Here is a 15561-nt window from a genome sequence, read left to right on the forward strand (position 1 = left end):
GGATGCTGGATGATACCGGCATCGTCAGTTACAGCGTTCTGGACCAGGCGCTGTGGACACGCTTCCGCACTGCCGGGACGTCTGATGAGTTCATCGGCGCATGGCTGGGCCTCCTGTGCCGCCAGATACCCGATGCCTCCGCAGCAGCCCTGGTGCTCGGGGAAGCCGATGCCGGGCCTTATGTGCTAGCCGCCGCATGGCCGAACTCACAGTCGCCGGCCGGCGGACTTCTCGCCGCCACCGAAATGGCGACAGGAAAGCGTCAGGGCGTCAGTGTATCGGGCCCGGCGGACGACACACAGATCATCGCGTCCCCCATCCTCATCGACGGGCATCTGTTCGGAGCCTGTGCCGTTGCGGTGAAGCGAAACGACGCTGCCTTCACCGACATCATGCGCAAGATCCAGTGGGCTTGCGGCTGGGTCGAAGTGCATGTGCGCCGCGGCATGAGCGATCAGAGTGAACAGGCAGCGCAGCGCAGCCGCTTTGCGTTCGATATGTTGGCGACAGTGATCGAGAAGAAGCGGTACAAGAGCGCCTGCACTGCGCTCGTCACCGAACTCGCGATGCGGCTGAATTGCGACCCGGTCGCCATTGGCGTGATGCGCCGGCGCTGGACGCGCGTCGCGGCGGTGTCCCACTCGGCAGCATTCGACAGCAAGGTCAGCTTCATGCGCGACGTCGCGGCGGCGATGGACGAGTCGATCGACCAGCGGGCCGTGGTCGTCGCGCCACCGCGCGAGGGTCAGGAATATCGGGTTAGCATCGCGCACGAAGCCTTGACACGCCAGCACAAGAACGGCGCTGCCCTGACCGTGCCGCTGCAGAGCAACGGCCGGATGACGGGCGCGCTCACTTTCCTGCGGCCCGCCGACGCGAGCTTTGACCAGCAGACAATCTACCTTTGCGATGCAGTTGCGGCCGTGGTCGGACCGGTACTCGAGGAAAAACGCCGCAACGACCGAACAATCTTCACCAAGGCGATCGAGGCGGGCTGGATCCAGATCAAGCGGCTGCTTGGCCCACGCTTCATCGGGCGCAAGATTGCGACGCTGGCCGCGGTGGCGATAGCCGCCTATCTGAGCGTCGCCATCTCGCCCTATGCGGTAACGGCGCCTGCGGTCATTCGCGGTTCGGTGCAGCGAACCATCGTTGCCCCATTCAGTGGCTATGTTCTGTCGGAATTCGCCAAGGCAGGCGAAACGGTGCACAAGGATCAGGTGCTGGCGCAGCTCGACGATCAGGATCTGACTTTCGAGCGGCTGCGGCTGGTCACCACCAAGGCTCAGAAGGAAACGGAATTTGACCGCGCGCTGGCGCGAGGCGAGCGCGCCGAAAGCCAGATCATTGAGGCCCAGATCAAGCAGGCGGACGCGCAGCTGTCGCTGATCGACGAACAGCTGCGGCGCACCCGCCTGGTGGCGCCGTTTGACGGATTTATTGTCGCCGGCGATCTGTCACAATCGGTCGGCGCGGCGGTCGAGCGTGGCCAGGAATTGTTTCACATCGCGCCACTCGATGCTTACCGCGTGGTGCTGGAAGTCGACGAAAGCGACATCGAAGACATCAAGATCGGCCAGACCGGCCAGTTGCGGGTCAGCGCGTTGCCGAGGGAGCCGCTGTCGTACAAGATCGAACAGATCACCTCTGTCTCGCGACAAGGCAACGGCCGCAACTCGTTCATGGTCGAGGCTTCGCTCACCGGGTCCCCCGAGCGGCTACGTCCCGGCATGGAGGGCGTCAGCAAGACCCATGTGGACGAACGGCTGCTGTTCTTCGTCTACACCCAGAAGATGATCGACTGGCTGCGCCTGACCCTCTGGCGCTGGGCGGGCTGACCATGGACAGGAGCTATTTCAGTTCGTCCTGGTATCGTGTCGCGCAATTGAAGCCGCGGCTGCGAAGCCAAGTGAGCATCCACCGCACGATCTTCCGCGGCCAGGTCTGGCATGTGATGCAGGACCGGACCTCAGGCCGCTTCCATCGTTTCACGCCGGAGGCCTATTTTATCATCAGCCTGATGACCGGCCGGCGTACCATGCAAGAAGTGTGGGACAGCGCCTGCGAACGCCTCGACGAAAAGGTCATTACACAAGACGCGGTGATCCGTCTTTTGGGACAGCTTCACGCTTCAGATGTGCTGTTCGGCGACATTCCGCCCGATATTGAGGAAATCGCCGACCGCGCCAGCAAGCAGCACAACCGCAAACTTCTGTCGAAATTCGCCAATCCGCTGGCGATTCGCGTCGGGCTGTTCGATCCGGACGAATTCCTGAACGCGACCTATCCGCTTGTGCGGCCGTTCCTATCCTGGTTCGGCGGCGTCGCCTTCCTCGCGCTGGTTGCCTATTCGATTTTCCTTGCTGCGATGAACTGGCAGGCGCTGACCGGCGACGTAACCGACCGGGTTCTCTCGGCCGAGAATATCGTGCTGATCCTGATCGCTTATCCCTTCATCAAGGCTTTGCATGAACTAGGGCATGCCTACGCCGTCAAACGCTGGGGCGGCGAAGTGCACGAGATCGGCGTGATGCTGCTCGTATTCATGCCGGTGCCCTATGTCGACGCGTCGGAGAGCCTTGCATTCCGGGATAAGTGGCAGCGCGCCTTGGTGGGTGCGGCAGGCATTATCGTCGAGGGGCTGTTGGCCTGTCTGGCGCTGATGGTCTGGCTGAACGCCGAGCCCGGACTGGTGCGCGCCTTCGCATTCAACGTGATGCTCGTCGGCGGCATTTCGACCTTGCTGTTCAACGGCAATCCACTGCTGCGCTTCGACGGTTACTACGTTCTGAGCGACATTCTCGAGATACCGAACCTTGGTCAGCGCGCGACCAAATATCTCGGCTATCTGGTGCAGCGTTATCTGTTCGGCATCGAAAGCGCCGAAACGCCGGCGACCGCACAAGGCGAAGAGTTCTGGCTGTTCAGCTACGGCGTCACCGCGTTCTTCTACCGGATCGGCGTTATGGTGGCGATCGTCACATTGGTCAGCCAGCGTTTCTTTGTCGTCGGCATGATGATGGCTGGGTGGGCGCTGGTGCTGATGGTTGGCGTGCCGCTGGCGCGCCAGCTGTGGTTCCTGTTCACGAGTCCATCACTACGAAGGACGAGGGGGAGGGCCTTCGCCGTCGTTGCAGCCGGCCTCGCGCTGGTAGCCATGCCATTCTTTGTCGTCCCGCTGCCTTACGCGACCGCCGCGCAGGGCGTCGTCTGGCTACCGGGCGACGGAGTCGTCAATGCCGGTGTCGATGGCGTGGTAACGGAAATTGTCGCAACTCCCGGCGCCCGGATTGAGCGAGGCGCCCCGATCTTGCGGCTGGAAGACCCTTTGCTGGAAGCGCGGACTGTCCTGCTGGATTTGAGGGTTGGGGAGCTTGAGCGCCGCCTCGAAAAGCTCGATGTCTCAAACAAGGTCGACGCTAAAGTGGTGGCCGAGGAACTCAGGCTGGCACGCGCCGACCTCGTCCTCGCACGCGACCGTGCCGAAGCGCTGACGGTACGGGCGCAGGCAAGCGGGACTCTGATCGTTCCCTCGGCAAAGGATCTCGACGGCAAGTTCGTGCGCCGTGGCGAGACGTTGGCCTATGTGACGCGGTTCGATCAGCCGACATTGCGCGCCGTGATCCCAGAAAGCGACGCCGACCTGGTTCGCAACCATACGGCGTTCGTCGACGTGCGCTTCGTCGAAGACCCTTCGGTTTCGCATCTTGCCAAGATCATACGCGAGGTACCTTCGCTGACCGCAACTTTGCCGAACGCCGCATTGAGCACAGTGGGCGGTGGGGAGTTTTCGCTCGACCCGACCGATCCTTCGCAGAAGCGGGTGCTTGCCAACTTGATGCATCTGGAATTGGCGCTGGCCAATCCAAGCAAGATCGACCGCATCGGCGGGCGCATTTACGTCCGCTTTTTTCACGGCAACGTGCCGCTTTACGAGCGTACGTATCGCTGGATCAGGCAGGTGTTCCTGCGCGTTTACCAGGTCTAGTCCTCATGAACGGAGTCAGTAATCTGTGGTTGAAGTTAACTAAACTGCCCGGGAAGTGCGCTGAATGCCGCATTTCACTTTACAATCGGATGCCGCGGTGATGTGATCAATACTTGCTGATCAAGTATTAATGTAGAGAATAGCGCGGAAACGATAAATTAACCGAGTTTTCCACCTCAAGGAGAGTTATCATGACTGTTCAGCTTCTTTTCTATCAAGACGCCAAGCCGGTGACCTCAGACCGTCACAGGGATGTTTCGATCAAGACAGGTCACTCCTACGCCTTCGCCCGCAACGTGAACTCGGTACCGGTGACGGCTGTCGAATTCGCGCAGGCAGCGGCGGAGTATCCGATCGTTTTCGCGGGCACCGAACAGTCGATCATGCCGGCAGTCATTCTTGGCGTGAAGCAGACCGAAAACCTCTATGTCGACGATGCCGGCAACTGGAGCGGCAAATATGTTCCGGCGTTCGTGCGGCGTTATCCGTTCGTCTTCTCCTCCGATGCCAGCGGCCGAACATTCATCCTCAACGTCGACGAGAGCTTTGAAGGCATCAACCGGGAGGGCCGCGGCGAGCGCCTGTTCGACAGCGACGGACAGCAGACGCGCTACCTGAAAGAGGTGCTCGGCTTCCTTCAGGATTATCAGTCGCGCTTTCAGCGCACCAAGCGATATTGCGATCTTCTGAAGTCTCTCGGGCTGCTGCAGCCGATGCAGGCGCAGTTCAATTTGAACAGCGGCGAGCGCCGTTCGCTAGCCGGCTTCATGACGGTCGACCGGCAGAAGCTGAAGGCGATCGATGCCGCCGACCTGCAAGCGATGTTCGGAAATGACGAATTGGAGTGCACCTATCTTCACCTCCACTCCTTGCGGCACTTCGCCAACATGCTGGAGCGGATGCCTGCCGCAGGCCCAGATGTCGAGGACAAATTGGAACCGGCACCAGAAGCGACTTCTGCCAAGGCGAAACGGGAATCCGGCAAATCGGCGGCGCGCAAGGGCGGTGACGAAGCGGACGTGAGGCTGCCGCAGGCTTAACAAAGTGACGACCGAGATGTTACTCGAGCGTATTGGGGTGGGAGCTTGACTGCGGCCGGGCAAACGGCCGGGGTCCTGCTTCCGGCCCTCGATCTCGGCGCCGAGCGGGAAGACCCGGCGCCGAAATTCCTCGACTGGCTGGACCAGTGGCTGGTTGGCGTGGCCTCGCCGTTACGGGAGCGGGCAAGGCTCCGGCGGATGTATCGCGCGCTGCCTCGCATCGAGGCACTCGGACGTGATTATGCGGGCATAGCCGAAGTCGAGCTTGTCGAACGGGTCGCGGCGTTCCGCCCGGTGATGCGCCGCGGCGGCCTGACCCAGGCGAACATCGAACGATGCTTCGCGATCGTGCGCGAGATATCATGGCGCAAGCTCGGCCTGCGCCACCACAACGTTCAAATTCTGGGCGGCCTCGCAATGCTTGACGGGCGGGTGGCGGAGATGGCCACAGGCGAGGGAAAGACGATCACCGCCGGTCTTGCCGCATCGGCCGCGGCACTGGCGGGTACGCCGGTTCACATCATAACTGTGAACGACTATCTGGCGGCACGCGATCTTGCGACGCTCAAGCCTGTCTATGACTTTCTCGGCCTGACCACGGGCCTGATCCAGAGCGGCGACAGGGCAGGGCGACCGCAAGTCTATGCGTCGGACATTGTCTATGCGAGCAACAAAGAGGTTGCGTTCGATTACCTGCGCGATCGCATGGCGCTTGGCCAAAGGACCGGGCTGCTGCACCGCAAGCTCGGCTGCTTCGGCCAGGCCGGCAGTGTGAATTCGCAGACAGCCATGCGCGGTCTGCACCTGGCAATCGTCGACGAGGCCGACAGCGCGCTGGTCGATGAGGCGCGCACGCCCCTGATTATCTCCCAGGAAAGCAATTCCATCGACGAACGCAACTGGGCGGAAAAGACGTTTCGTCTGATCGAAGACCTGCAACAGGATGTCGACTACGTGCTGATGCCGGACCAGCGCCGCATCGAATTGACGGAAGCCGGCAAGGATAGACTCTGGACGCGCGCCGAGGCGGCCGACGGATTCTGGCGCAATCGCCTCCGACGCGAGGAATCGGCCAGGCAAGCGCTCTCCGCGTTGCTGCTTTTCCGACGCGGCGAACACTACCTGGTCACCGACGAGACCGTTCAGATCGTCGACGAATTCACCGGGCGCATCATGGCCGACCGCACATGGAGCGATGGCCTTCATCAATTGATCGAATTCAAGGAGGGCTGCAAGGTGACGCCGCGCAAACGCACCGCCGCGCGGATCACCTACCAGCGCTTTTTTCGCCGCTATCTGCGCCTCGCCGGGATGTCCGGCACTGCCTACGAGGTCAAAGGCGAACTGGGCGCCGTCTACGGGCTGTCGGTTCTCGCAGTACCGACCCATGTGCCGCCCCGGCGCGCGAAGCTCGCGCCAATTCTGTGCGTGACGCGCGAGGAGAAATGGAACCGCATCGTGCAGGAGGTCGAGACGATGCGGGCCCTCGGACGGCCGGTGCTGATCGGCACGCGTTCGGTCTCTGCCTCGCAGGAACTCAGCGCATGTCTCGACCGCGCCCGCATCGAGCATGCCGTGCTGAATGCCGAGCAGAGCGAGGACGAGGCGAATGTCATCGCGGGCGCGGGTCGTGTCGGAACGGTGACCGTCGCGACCAACATGGCCGGGCGCGGCGTGGACATCAAGGTCGATCCGGAGGCGCTGGCAATGGGCGGGCTTCATGTCGTGCTGAGCGAGCGCCACGATGCCCGTCGGATCGACCGGCAGATGGAAGGGCGGACAGCGCGCAAGGGAGACCGGGGGTCAACGCGGGACATTCTTTCGCTGGAGGATCCGATCCTCGATCTCGCGCCGCCACGCCTTGTCGAGTGGGCCAGCCGGCGTCAAAGCTGGTTCCGGCGCCGAGCCGCGCTTGCGCTGTTTCGGGTGGCGCAGATGCGCGCTGAACGCGCGCATGCATCGGAGCGCAAGGACCTGCTCGACCAGGACCGGCGACTGGGTGTGCTGCTCGCCTTCTCAGGCAAATCCGAATAGACTTGGGCCGGCGGCTGGACAGGCCGCGGCGGGCAGGGAGGCACGTCAAATGCTGCGACCTATCTTCTCCATCGCTGCCGTGTTTCTGGCCGGCGCAGCTCATGCGGCGGCATCCGATTGCGTCGTCAATCCTTCGATCGTGGTGGGTGTCGGCGGCACTGTGCCTGGCCTTCTGGAGGAGGTGCTGATCGATCGTGGCGACATCGTCAAAAAGGGTCAAATCCTGGCCCGGCTGAATGCCAACACCGAGCTGTCGACTATCGACTTGATGTCCGAACAGGCGGCCAACACGTCGGAAATCGAGGCCCAGCAGACACGATACCAACTGGCCTTGAACCGCATGGACCGCTCCAAGCGGTTGGCCGGCCTGAACGTCGCCTCCAGGGATGCCGTCGAGGAAGCGATCGCGCAAATGGAGGTCTCCAAACGCGAACTGGCGCTCGCCGAAACGCGCAAGCGCATTCTCGAACTGGAACTCGCCCGGGCAAAAACGGTGCTGGGCCAGAAGGTTATCCTCAGTCCGATCGACGGCATTGTCATGGAGCGCAAGCTATATGCCGGCGAGTACCTCGATCAGGACGGGCAACTGGCCACGATCGCACAGCTCGACCCGCTGAGCGTCGAAGCCTTCGTCGCCGACACCGAATACAGCAAGTTCAGCGTCGGCCTCGCCGTCCGGGTAACCGTCAGCGAGCCGCGCGATGAAGTCCATGTCGGCACAGTTCAAGTGATCGACCGGGTGTTGGACGCGGCCAGCAGGACGTTCGGCGTGCGCATCATGCTGCCCAATGCCGGCAGCCGTTTGCCCGCCGGCCAGCGATGCAAGGTCGAATTCGACGCCAAATCGAACTGAAGGGTTCCGACCGCAGCTGAATGCCGGCCGCGCATACGCTCCGGGCTCACCAAGTTGATCCATGCCATGCGGCCTGAGGTTGTCAAATCTCAACGACGGCGCGCGGTTGCGCTTTAAGGTTCTGCTGTTTTCCGTCCTCGCAAGGCCTGGATCGCCGCCCCTACGAAAGAGCGAGAGTGCGGACCGAGTCTTCCGTGACGGAGCCGGAGGAGAAGCCTCCTACGCCCGTCGCGGAGCTTGGCAATCGAACCATTGAGCAGTGTGTCAATCGAGATTTCTGGAAACTTCCTTAGCGCGGCAATCAACGGATCGATGAATCCGGAAAGCAGGTCAGCGCGAATACCAGGCTCCAAAATGGCGATGCTGACTGGGCAACAATTGTGTTTTCCCGCGCGTTGACTGGCCGCTGGCTAGCGGTGCACGAACACCTTTCGCCAGCCAGCGATACGGCCGTTGCCAAGTGCCGTCATATAGCCGTCATATAGAAGCAGCGGATCCGAGTTGACAGTCGTCGAAGCTCTCTAGATGTGAGCAACATACGGCACCCGCCACCGTTCGTCATCGTCAACTGGGTAAGTCCCAAATTACGCCTGGGCACCGGTAGCAGAACGGCCGCGTCCCAGGCCCGCGTGCTCCGCCTACCAACTTTGAGGTATCGCGGCTGGGCGGAAGGTCGATTGCGACTGCCGGGCGCCTGCAAGATAATGATGGCTCCGAGCTAGGGCTGAGTACCGGCTGGGCGCCGGCTTTGGACCAAATAGCGTTCGGGCGGGCAGGAACTGTCGCAGACGCAACGTGCATGCATTGCGCATAAGCGAGAGACAGCGAAGCTGCTGGAAAACTCAACGAATGCATTCAAGGAGGTCGCCATGAAACCCACCCTTTACTGTTTGGCACTCGGCGGACTCGTCGTTTTCCTGGCAGCGTCTACAGGCGCATCCGCGCAGGAACAGTCGATCAGCTGCAAGAAGGTGCCGTCGGTGGTGCGGGACGTGTTCCACAAGGATTTTCCCGATGCCAAGGTCAAGGCCTGCGCCCAGGAGGACGAAAACGGAGAGCTGGTCTTCGAGATCGCGAGCGTCGAGGGCACAATGATGCGCGATGTGCTCTACCATCGCGACGGGAGGGTCATCGTCGTCGAGGAATCAATTCCGATGGAAGCGGTGCCTCAGCCGGTGCGTGCGGCCGTCGATACGAAATTCGCAGGCGGAAAGATCAAGCTTGCGGAGAAACTGATGCGCGACGGCAAGGTGAGCTACGAGTTCCAGATACGCTACAAGGGCAAGAACGTTCAGCCCGTTTTCGATCCGGACGGAAATGAAGTGAAGGGCTGATGGACGAAGCCCTTGCGCTGAAGGGTCGTTGACGTAACGTTCTCTTCAATCAGCCTGAGGGAAGGAAGCAGCGGACATCCAGACTATCGGAGCCTACCTGCCGAACTCCACATCTCCGCCGAAATCGAGTGTCGCGCGCACGCTGAAAGTGTGCGTTCTCTCGTCTTCGGCATTCTGCGCGAAGGTGTAGGCGGTAGCGACGTTCCATTTCGCCCGGTCGAACGGCGTGTTTTCTCCGGACGTATAGATCATTTCGAAATCCGCCAGGTGCTCGCGCGTATCTGGACCTTCGGCGACAAAGTTCCTCTGCTGCGTGTAGGTGGCTACGTAGGTGAAAGGTTCCACGTCGAGCGCGACAGACCCGGTAAGAAGCAGAGCGTCGTCCGGACCGCTGTCGAAATGCTTGAGGTAGGCCGATTCGCCGAGAACCCTCAGTGTCATCCCGTTGAGGTCGAAATTCCTGGTGGCGGCAGCAAGGTAGGCCAATTCGTTGCCATGCGCTGGCTGCGGTTCCTCTTCTTCTTCTTCCTCGCCTGTGTCGGGGGACAGCCCGGCCTTCTGGTATCGAATGCCAAGGCGATAGCCAAATTCACCGTCCTGGTAGCAATCGGGCTTTTCCGCGCCTTTGCAGCCATCAAGGGTAACCGCGAATGAGGACAAACCGGTGGTGTTGCCGGCGCCGCCATCCGCCAGCGTGGCCCGTCCGCGGTTGGTAAACAGCGACTCGCTGAGGATCGTACGATCGGTTGTGAACGCCGTCGCGGCCAGGGCATGGTTCAGCCCAAAACCGTCGAAGCCAACGACAGCCTCGCCACCCAGACGTTCGTCAGCGTCGAAAGCCGATGCCAGGTCCGTGGAGCTCACCCCCGGCAGGACTTCGCTGGCAAGGCTGAAGACCGTGTCGAACTTTCCGATCCTTGCAGTGAACGGGTCGGCTTTAGCGACAGCGTAGAGTTCGCCGACATATGTGCCGATCCCCTGAAAGACTGCATTCTCGCCGGGTTCCGGGTCGACCACAGGCTCGGTAATGATGGCACTCACGAAACGAAGGTAATCCGTCGGCGCGTAGAAAAGATCGATCTCGACCGTCGGTTGCAACACGTCGGATCTCAGGAAAGACGGATCTGCGCCAAATATCCAGTCGTTCTGGAGCTCCACTGTAGCCTCGTACCCCGCGCAGGGCGCAGCGCATTCTTCGGCCAGAGCCGGTATCGTTTCTTCGGCCAGAGCCCGCTTCTGATTCTGGGCCAGTACCGAAGCCGATGAGGAGAGCAGCCCTATGCCGCAGAGAGTTAAGATAAGAAGGCGAATGGCCGACGAGCCCCCGTTAGACGCACCACGCGCCGATGATACCCGGGAATTCTGCGGCGGCAAGTGGGAGTTGGTCAATTTGTCCCTCGCAAACGCGACGTGTCGGCCGCATCTCTCTTCGCCATCCGGACGATCTCGGCTCGATACAGTTCGTCGAGGACCGTCGGTGCAGCAATTCGGCGATCTTCGGCTCGCCTTCCTCGAATCAATATCTGCATGGCCGCTCATGCTACCGAAAAGAGATAAAGAAGAACACCAATCCGCTGCCCGCGGCCGTTCGGATGAACATCCGGAACGGTATCCGAGGCTCGGTACATCCTGAACCGATCAAACGACGATTGGGGTCTGCTCGTTGTTCTGCCCGCAGTCCCCTCAGGCGGGCAGGAGGCGCTTCACGCGGCTTCGCCGTTCACGCCGCGGGAGCGTTGAACTACGCCAACAATCGCCAGCAAAATGACCGACCCCACCAGCCCTGCAAGCGCCGGATCGGCCATATCACCCACATCGATAACGTCGAGCCTGTCAAAGGCCAACCCGCCGATGAGCCCGCCCACCAGGCCGACCAGAATATTGCCAGTCAAACCCAGCCCCTTCATGACTTTCCCGGACAGCCCACCAATTATGGCACCAGTAATCAGGCAAATGACGGAGTCTATGCTGAGAAGGAATTCCATGGGTTGCTCCTATATTCGGGAAATTGCCGTTCGCCGCTGGTGCGTAGCCAGGTTGCGATCGCCTGTGTGCCCCGCTTTCTTGGCCGCGACCTGAGCAACGAGTCATGCATTGGTCTTGGAACCATCGGCGTTGGTTGCCCGGCGCCAGCGTTTGCTTCTGCGCGACAGCAAGGATACCGCGATCAGCCCGAGCGGCATACCTATGGCAACTGGCAGTACGCCGCCGGGATTGGTATTGGCAAACGGCCTTACCGTCAGGTGGATGCCCGGGCTGGAAACAGGCTGGCTTGTGGCCTCCGGACCCTTGGGTTTGGGGATGATCGTCAGGTACACTATGTACTCGCCTGCCAGAATCGCCTCGACGGCCCAGGACTGTTCGACCGATTCACCCGGCGCAAGCGACTCTACCTGTTGCGTCCGCTGTGGCGACCAGTCCTCCGGGTCCACCGGGTCTCCCTTGCCGACCAGGACAATGTTCATCGCCATGTTCAACGGGGGAGACTTCTCCGCACCGTGATTGGTCGCGACTGTTTTGAATTCGATCTGGCCGCCCGCATTGACAGTCTTGTAGCCCAAGTCGACGGTTATCCGCAGGTCTTGATCAATGTCTGTGGCAGGTGCTGTCTGTGCAGCCATCACCAGCGGCAGCGCAAGGAGAAGCGCCGCGCCAGTGCTCGTTAGCGAACTCGCAGCACGCTTGCTCTTGCGCGAGGTTAAGGGCGGCATCCCGCCCTCAAGATTAAGACGCGGTGCGGCATACAGGAAAAGCAGTCCAAGAACAACGACGGAGGAGACCGTGGCGGCCACAAGGTAATCTGACATTTCTGCCAAAGTCCGATTATTCACCAGAAACTTCTCAATGAACCCGCTGGTGCCTTGTATCGGGTTCAATTTCTGAACAAAGTAACCCCAGTCTCCCTTATGGGCGCCGCCCGGAAATTGCGTCGGGATGAGGAAGATGACATAGACGAGCAGGCACACCAGCAGGCTCACCTTGTTTGACTTCGACCAGATGCTCGTCAGCATACCAAACGCGGTGAACGCGGCTGCCAGTACCGTCCCCAAGAGGGCGCCAACGACGACCCCCTGACCGAAAGTCTCGTGTCCCCGGGACAGTACGGCCATATAGGGAATCGAAAGGAGCAGCGCCACGGGCCAGGGTGACAGCGCAGCCAGGAACTTGCCGAGAACGATCTGTCGGCGGCTTGCCGGCGTTAGCAGCAACGCTTCGAGGGTTACACGGTCGCGCTCGCCGCTGATGCTGTCTGCGCCAAGGATCAAGCCAATGAGCAAGCCGAATGAAAGGCTGCCCACCAGGGTCAAGAATACCATCTCGGCCGGAGGAATCAGACTCAACTCACTTTCGACTTCATTCAGGACGCTTGTGATTGACATCAGAAGACTGAAGATAATGAGAAGGACAAACACTCGCCCTCCCATCCATAGGTCGGTGAATTCCTGCTTCAGCACCAGCCACCACACTGGCGACGCCGGGCCCGACTTGCCCGATCGCTGCGCCTGAGAATTGCTCACGCTTTGGTTGCTCATTTGATTTCCTCTGCAGGGCGCCAAATCCGCCAGTTCATGCCTGCTCTTCCTCCCTCCAGGCTAAGACGTGGGGCGGCATATAGAAGAAGGACGCCAAGAAGCAGGGCAATGAATATTATTGGAGCAGCCAGGTAAAACCACACTTCGCCCAGAGGTTGACTTTCCACAAGCGTCCTTTTCAAGAATTGACGCGAGGCCTCCAGCGGGTTCGTTGTCGCGACAAGGACACCGAGCGGAGTGACCTGGAATTCGGAGGGAAGTTGAGCCGGAACGAGTGCAAAAACATAGGCCAGCAGGCTCACAGCCAGGCTGATCCTGCTCGAGCTTGACCACATGCTGAGCAGCATCCCAAAGCCCGTGAAGGCGACTGCCAGCAGGCTGCCCACAATCGCACCCCAGAACAGAGCCTGCCCCAAGACCGGTTCACTTCGAGACAGGACGGCAATGTAGGGGATGGAGAGGAGAAGGGTCACGGGCCACAGTGACAGCGCAGCCAGGAACTTCCCGAGGATGATGTGCTGGCGACTTGCCGGTGTGAGGAGGAGCGCTTCCAGGGTTGCGCGTTCGCGCTCGCCGGTGATGCTCTCAGCGGAGACGATGAGACCATTGAACAGGCCAAACGTGATGGCCGCCGTAAGCGCCACCAGGACCGTTTCGCTCAGCGGTAGCAGTTGCACCTCATTGTTGGTTGCCACGAGAAGCGCGGTGATCGACATCAGGACACTAAACAGGATGAGCAGGTTGAGCACGCGCTGCCCAAGCCATAACTCGATCAATTCCTGTTTGAGGACCAGCCACCAAACGGACGGTGCCGCGACTGATGGTTCTGTCTCGCCGCCCTTCGATCGTCGTCGGTCGCTCATTCGATTGCTCCTTCGGTCAACTGAAGGAAGACATCTTGTAAGCGGCCGCCTTCGACCTCGAAGCCGAGGATAGGAATTTCGGCACGAATGAGAGCCTCCAGGACCCTGTTCTTGCCGAGATGATCTGCTGACGAGGTTCCGTTGCCCGGGTCCGCCAATGCTATCGCCAGCGAGCCGGCTATCTTGTCTGTAGGGATTGCCCGCTTGACGTTCGGCAGCGTGTCCAGGACTTGCTGGGCTTGCGCAACCGACCCCGGCGGCACACGCACCCGGAGCTGGACCGTGTCGCGCCCGACTGCATTCTGCTGGGTTCGTCCGGTGACTTCTGCGACGGTCCCATTGGCAACGATCTGCCCCGCGTTCATGATGATCACGTCGTCACAGATGCCTTCGATCTCCGACAAAAGGTGGCTGCACACCACGACGCCCGCGTTACGCTCACGCGCGATCTGGAGAATGATGCCAAGCAGCTCCTGCTGTCCTCGAGGGTCTAGGCCCAAGGTGGGTTCATCGAGAAAGACAACCTTTGGGTCATTGACGAGCGCTCGTGCGATCCCCAGCCTTTGCCGCATGCCGCGGCTAAAGGTGCCGATTGCGGCGTCCGCCCTGTTCTGTAGTCCCATGTCTCTCAGATACGCCAGACCGATCCTGCGCGCCTCAGCCGCGGATCGCCCGTAAAGCTGACCAAAGTACGTCAAGTACTCGACAGCAGTAACGCCCTTGGGAAACCCCAACCCTTCCGGCAGAACGCCGATAGTCCGGCGGATCTTCTCCGGATACTTGGAACTGATGCCGTCCACAGAGAAGTCGCCCGACGAAGGTGTTAGAATCGTCGTCAGGATACGGATTGTTGTCGTTTTTCCCGCACCGTTGGGACCAAGAAAACCCAGAACTCGCCCGGCCTGCAGGGAGAACGACAGTCCGCGGAGCGCCTTCCGAGAACCGTAGGACTTACACAGATCTTGTGCTATCAGTACCGGCGGCGGGACTCTCGCGGCTTCACTCTGAACGTTCATCGGGGGCCCTTTCCCCTTTTTATATTGGATTTGTTTCTACTCCGCCGGCAATGTCTGCTTATAGACCTCGCTGATTTCGTAGGCATGCTTCTCCAATGCCAATGCCCCGGCGTTCAACTTCGCCAGCGCGTCAGCGTCTAGTTGCACGAAATCAACGAGTTCCAACTCCTCTTTCGCGGCGTCGTCACCCTTCCATCCGACGCGGAAGTTGCCGACCCCTGGTGCGTAGTACTTCACTTGGAAGGCGCCTTTTTCGGTCAGACTGCTCTCGTCGATGATCACAACATCCTTATAGCAGGCAACGGGGACGCAGTTTTCCTGGCCGACCTCCTTGACCTTCGCAAAGTCGTTCCACTCGACCGCAGGCCCCCAACCCAGATAGTGGCTGCCCTCTCCAACGGTCGGATTTGCTTTCATGTAGAGGCCGGCCTTGGCATCCGCGAATCCATGGATCCACGGTTTCGCGGCGACGAATACTTCGCTCTCGTATTCTTCTGGATACTCACCGAAGAACCAGACGTTGCCCATCTTGTCCTGCGCGAAGAATGAAATCTCCGACTCCACCAGCTCGTCATCCGCATAGTCGTTCGTAAAGACAACGACAGTTCTGACGCCGCCAATCTTCTTGGTTAACCCAGTTATGTGGAGTTCGATGCGGTGGGTTTCTTCATCACCCTCGACATCAATCGCTTTTCCTTCCAGGACAAGTTTCTTGCCGGGTGTCAAAGGGAGTAACTTGTTGTCAACCTTCGCCAAGTCATCGAAGTTTTTTGGGTCAAAGTCTGCGAATATCGGGTCAGAGGCTTGGCCGTAGCCAATGAGCGGCGACATCACAAAAAGCGCTGCGCCAATAACGCCGCCGAGTTGGACTCGCTTCATTTCAGATGCTCCTATCCTCGC

12 protein-coding genes are annotated in these 15561 nt (G+C 60.3%); 6 read left to right on the forward strand and 6 right to left on the reverse strand.

Features of this window, described 5'->3' with window-relative positions:
* The first annotated feature begins 2 nt into the window (after positions 1–2).
* The 6 genes from ACSQ3Z_RS10520 (at position 3) to ACSQ3Z_RS10545 (ending at position 9249) form a co-directional block, all read left to right on the forward strand.
* Entirely contained in the window at positions 3–1838 is a 1836-nt protein-coding gene (locus ACSQ3Z_RS10520; protein WP_436171203.1) for an HlyD family efflux transporter periplasmic adaptor subunit, read from the forward strand.
* Between the two features lie 2 nt (positions 1839–1840).
* Positions 1841–3988 carry a peptidase M50 gene (locus ACSQ3Z_RS10525; protein WP_436171204.1) on the forward strand — a complete coding sequence of 716 codons (2148 nt, stop codon included), beginning with the start codon at positions 1841–1843 and terminating at the stop codon, positions 3986–3988.
* Between the two features lie 191 nt (positions 3989–4179).
* Positions 4180–5028 (forward strand): SapC family protein, encoded by an 849-nt coding sequence (locus ACSQ3Z_RS10530; RefSeq protein ID WP_436171205.1) that lies wholly within the window; start codon positions 4180–4182, stop codon positions 5026–5028.
* Positions 5029–5073: 45 nt separating this feature from the next.
* A complete protein-coding gene (locus ACSQ3Z_RS10535) occupies positions 5074–7062 on the forward strand; it encodes a prepilin peptidase (RefSeq protein WP_436171206.1) in 1989 nt (662 codons plus the stop codon).
* Between the two features lie 49 nt (positions 7063–7111).
* Positions 7112–7915, forward strand: coding sequence for an efflux RND transporter periplasmic adaptor subunit (locus tag ACSQ3Z_RS10540; protein ID WP_436171207.1), 804 nt, complete (start codon positions 7112–7114; stop codon positions 7913–7915).
* Between the two features lie 869 nt (positions 7916–8784).
* On the forward strand, positions 8785–9249 hold the full coding sequence (locus tag ACSQ3Z_RS10545; protein ID WP_436171208.1) for a hypothetical protein: 465 nt from the start codon (positions 8785–8787) through the stop codon (positions 9247–9249).
* A 93-nt stretch (positions 9250–9342) separates the two neighbouring features.
* Here the strand turns inward: ACSQ3Z_RS10545 and ACSQ3Z_RS10550 are convergent, their stop codons facing one another.
* From ACSQ3Z_RS10550 to ACSQ3Z_RS10575, 6 genes are all read right to left on the reverse strand, one after another.
* Positions 9343–10407 carry a hypothetical protein gene (locus tag ACSQ3Z_RS10550; RefSeq protein WP_436171209.1) on the reverse strand — a complete coding sequence of 355 codons (1065 nt, stop codon included), beginning with the start codon at positions 10405–10407 and terminating at the stop codon, positions 9343–9345.
* 545 nt (positions 10408–10952) lie between these two features.
* Entirely contained in the window at positions 10953–11234 is a 282-nt protein-coding gene (locus ACSQ3Z_RS10555; protein WP_436171210.1) for a GlsB/YeaQ/YmgE family stress response membrane protein, read from the reverse strand.
* A 102-nt stretch (positions 11235–11336) separates the two neighbouring features.
* A complete protein-coding gene (locus ACSQ3Z_RS10560) occupies positions 11337–12782 on the reverse strand; it encodes an ABC transporter permease subunit (protein ID WP_436171211.1) in 1446 nt (481 codons plus the stop codon).
* A complete protein-coding gene (locus ACSQ3Z_RS10565) occupies positions 12779–13645 on the reverse strand; it encodes an ABC transporter permease (RefSeq protein ID WP_436171212.1) in 867 nt (288 codons plus the stop codon). Before ACSQ3Z_RS10565 ends, ACSQ3Z_RS10560 begins: the two co-directional genes overlap by 4 nt.
* Positions 13642–14661 (reverse strand): ABC transporter ATP-binding protein, encoded by a 1020-nt coding sequence (locus ACSQ3Z_RS10570; protein WP_436171213.1) that lies wholly within the window; start codon positions 14659–14661, stop codon positions 13642–13644. Before ACSQ3Z_RS10570 ends, ACSQ3Z_RS10565 begins: the two co-directional genes overlap by 4 nt.
* A 36-nt stretch (positions 14662–14697) precedes the next feature.
* Positions 14698–15540 (reverse strand): hypothetical protein, encoded by an 843-nt coding sequence (locus tag ACSQ3Z_RS10575; RefSeq protein WP_436171214.1) that lies wholly within the window; start codon positions 15538–15540, stop codon positions 14698–14700.
* Positions 15541–15561 lie beyond the last annotated feature (21 nt).

Source organism: Mesorhizobium sp. LjNodule214 (assembly GCF_964252735.1).
GTDB lineage: Bacteria > Pseudomonadota > Alphaproteobacteria > Rhizobiales > Rhizobiaceae > Mesorhizobium.

Excerpts from the sequence above, each read along its gene's own strand:
- ACSQ3Z_RS10520 (WP_436171203.1), top strand. The coding sequence starts at position 3 with ATGCTGGATGATACCGGCATCGTCAGTTACAGCGTTCTGGACCAGGCG.
- ACSQ3Z_RS10525 (WP_436171204.1), top strand. The coding sequence starts at position 1,841 with ATGGACAGGAGCTATTTCAGTTCGTCCTGGTATCGTGTCGCGCAATTG.
- ACSQ3Z_RS10530 (WP_436171205.1), top strand. The coding sequence starts at position 4,180 with ATGACTGTTCAGCTTCTTTTCTATCAAGACGCCAAGCCGGTGACCTCA.
- ACSQ3Z_RS10540 (WP_436171207.1), top strand. The coding sequence starts at position 7,112 with ATGCTGCGACCTATCTTCTCCATCGCTGCCGTGTTTCTGGCCGGCGCA.
- ACSQ3Z_RS10545 (WP_436171208.1), top strand. The coding sequence starts at position 8,785 with ATGAAACCCACCCTTTACTGTTTGGCACTCGGCGGACTCGTCGTTTTC.
- ACSQ3Z_RS10555 (WP_436171210.1), bottom strand. The coding sequence starts at position 11,234 with ATGGAATTCCTTCTCAGCATAGACTCCGTCATTTGCCTGATTACTGGT.
- ACSQ3Z_RS10560 (WP_436171211.1), bottom strand. The coding sequence starts at position 12,782 with ATGAGCAACCAAAGCGTGAGCAATTCTCAGGCGCAGCGATCGGGCAAG.
- ACSQ3Z_RS10565 (WP_436171212.1), bottom strand. The coding sequence starts at position 13,645 with ATGAGCGACCGACGACGATCGAAGGGCGGCGAGACAGAACCATCAGTC.
- ACSQ3Z_RS10570 (WP_436171213.1), bottom strand. The coding sequence starts at position 14,661 with ATGAACGTTCAGAGTGAAGCCGCGAGAGTCCCGCCGCCGGTACTGATA.
- ACSQ3Z_RS10575 (WP_436171214.1), bottom strand. The coding sequence starts at position 15,540 with ATGAAGCGAGTCCAACTCGGCGGCGTTATTGGCGCAGCGCTTTTTGTG.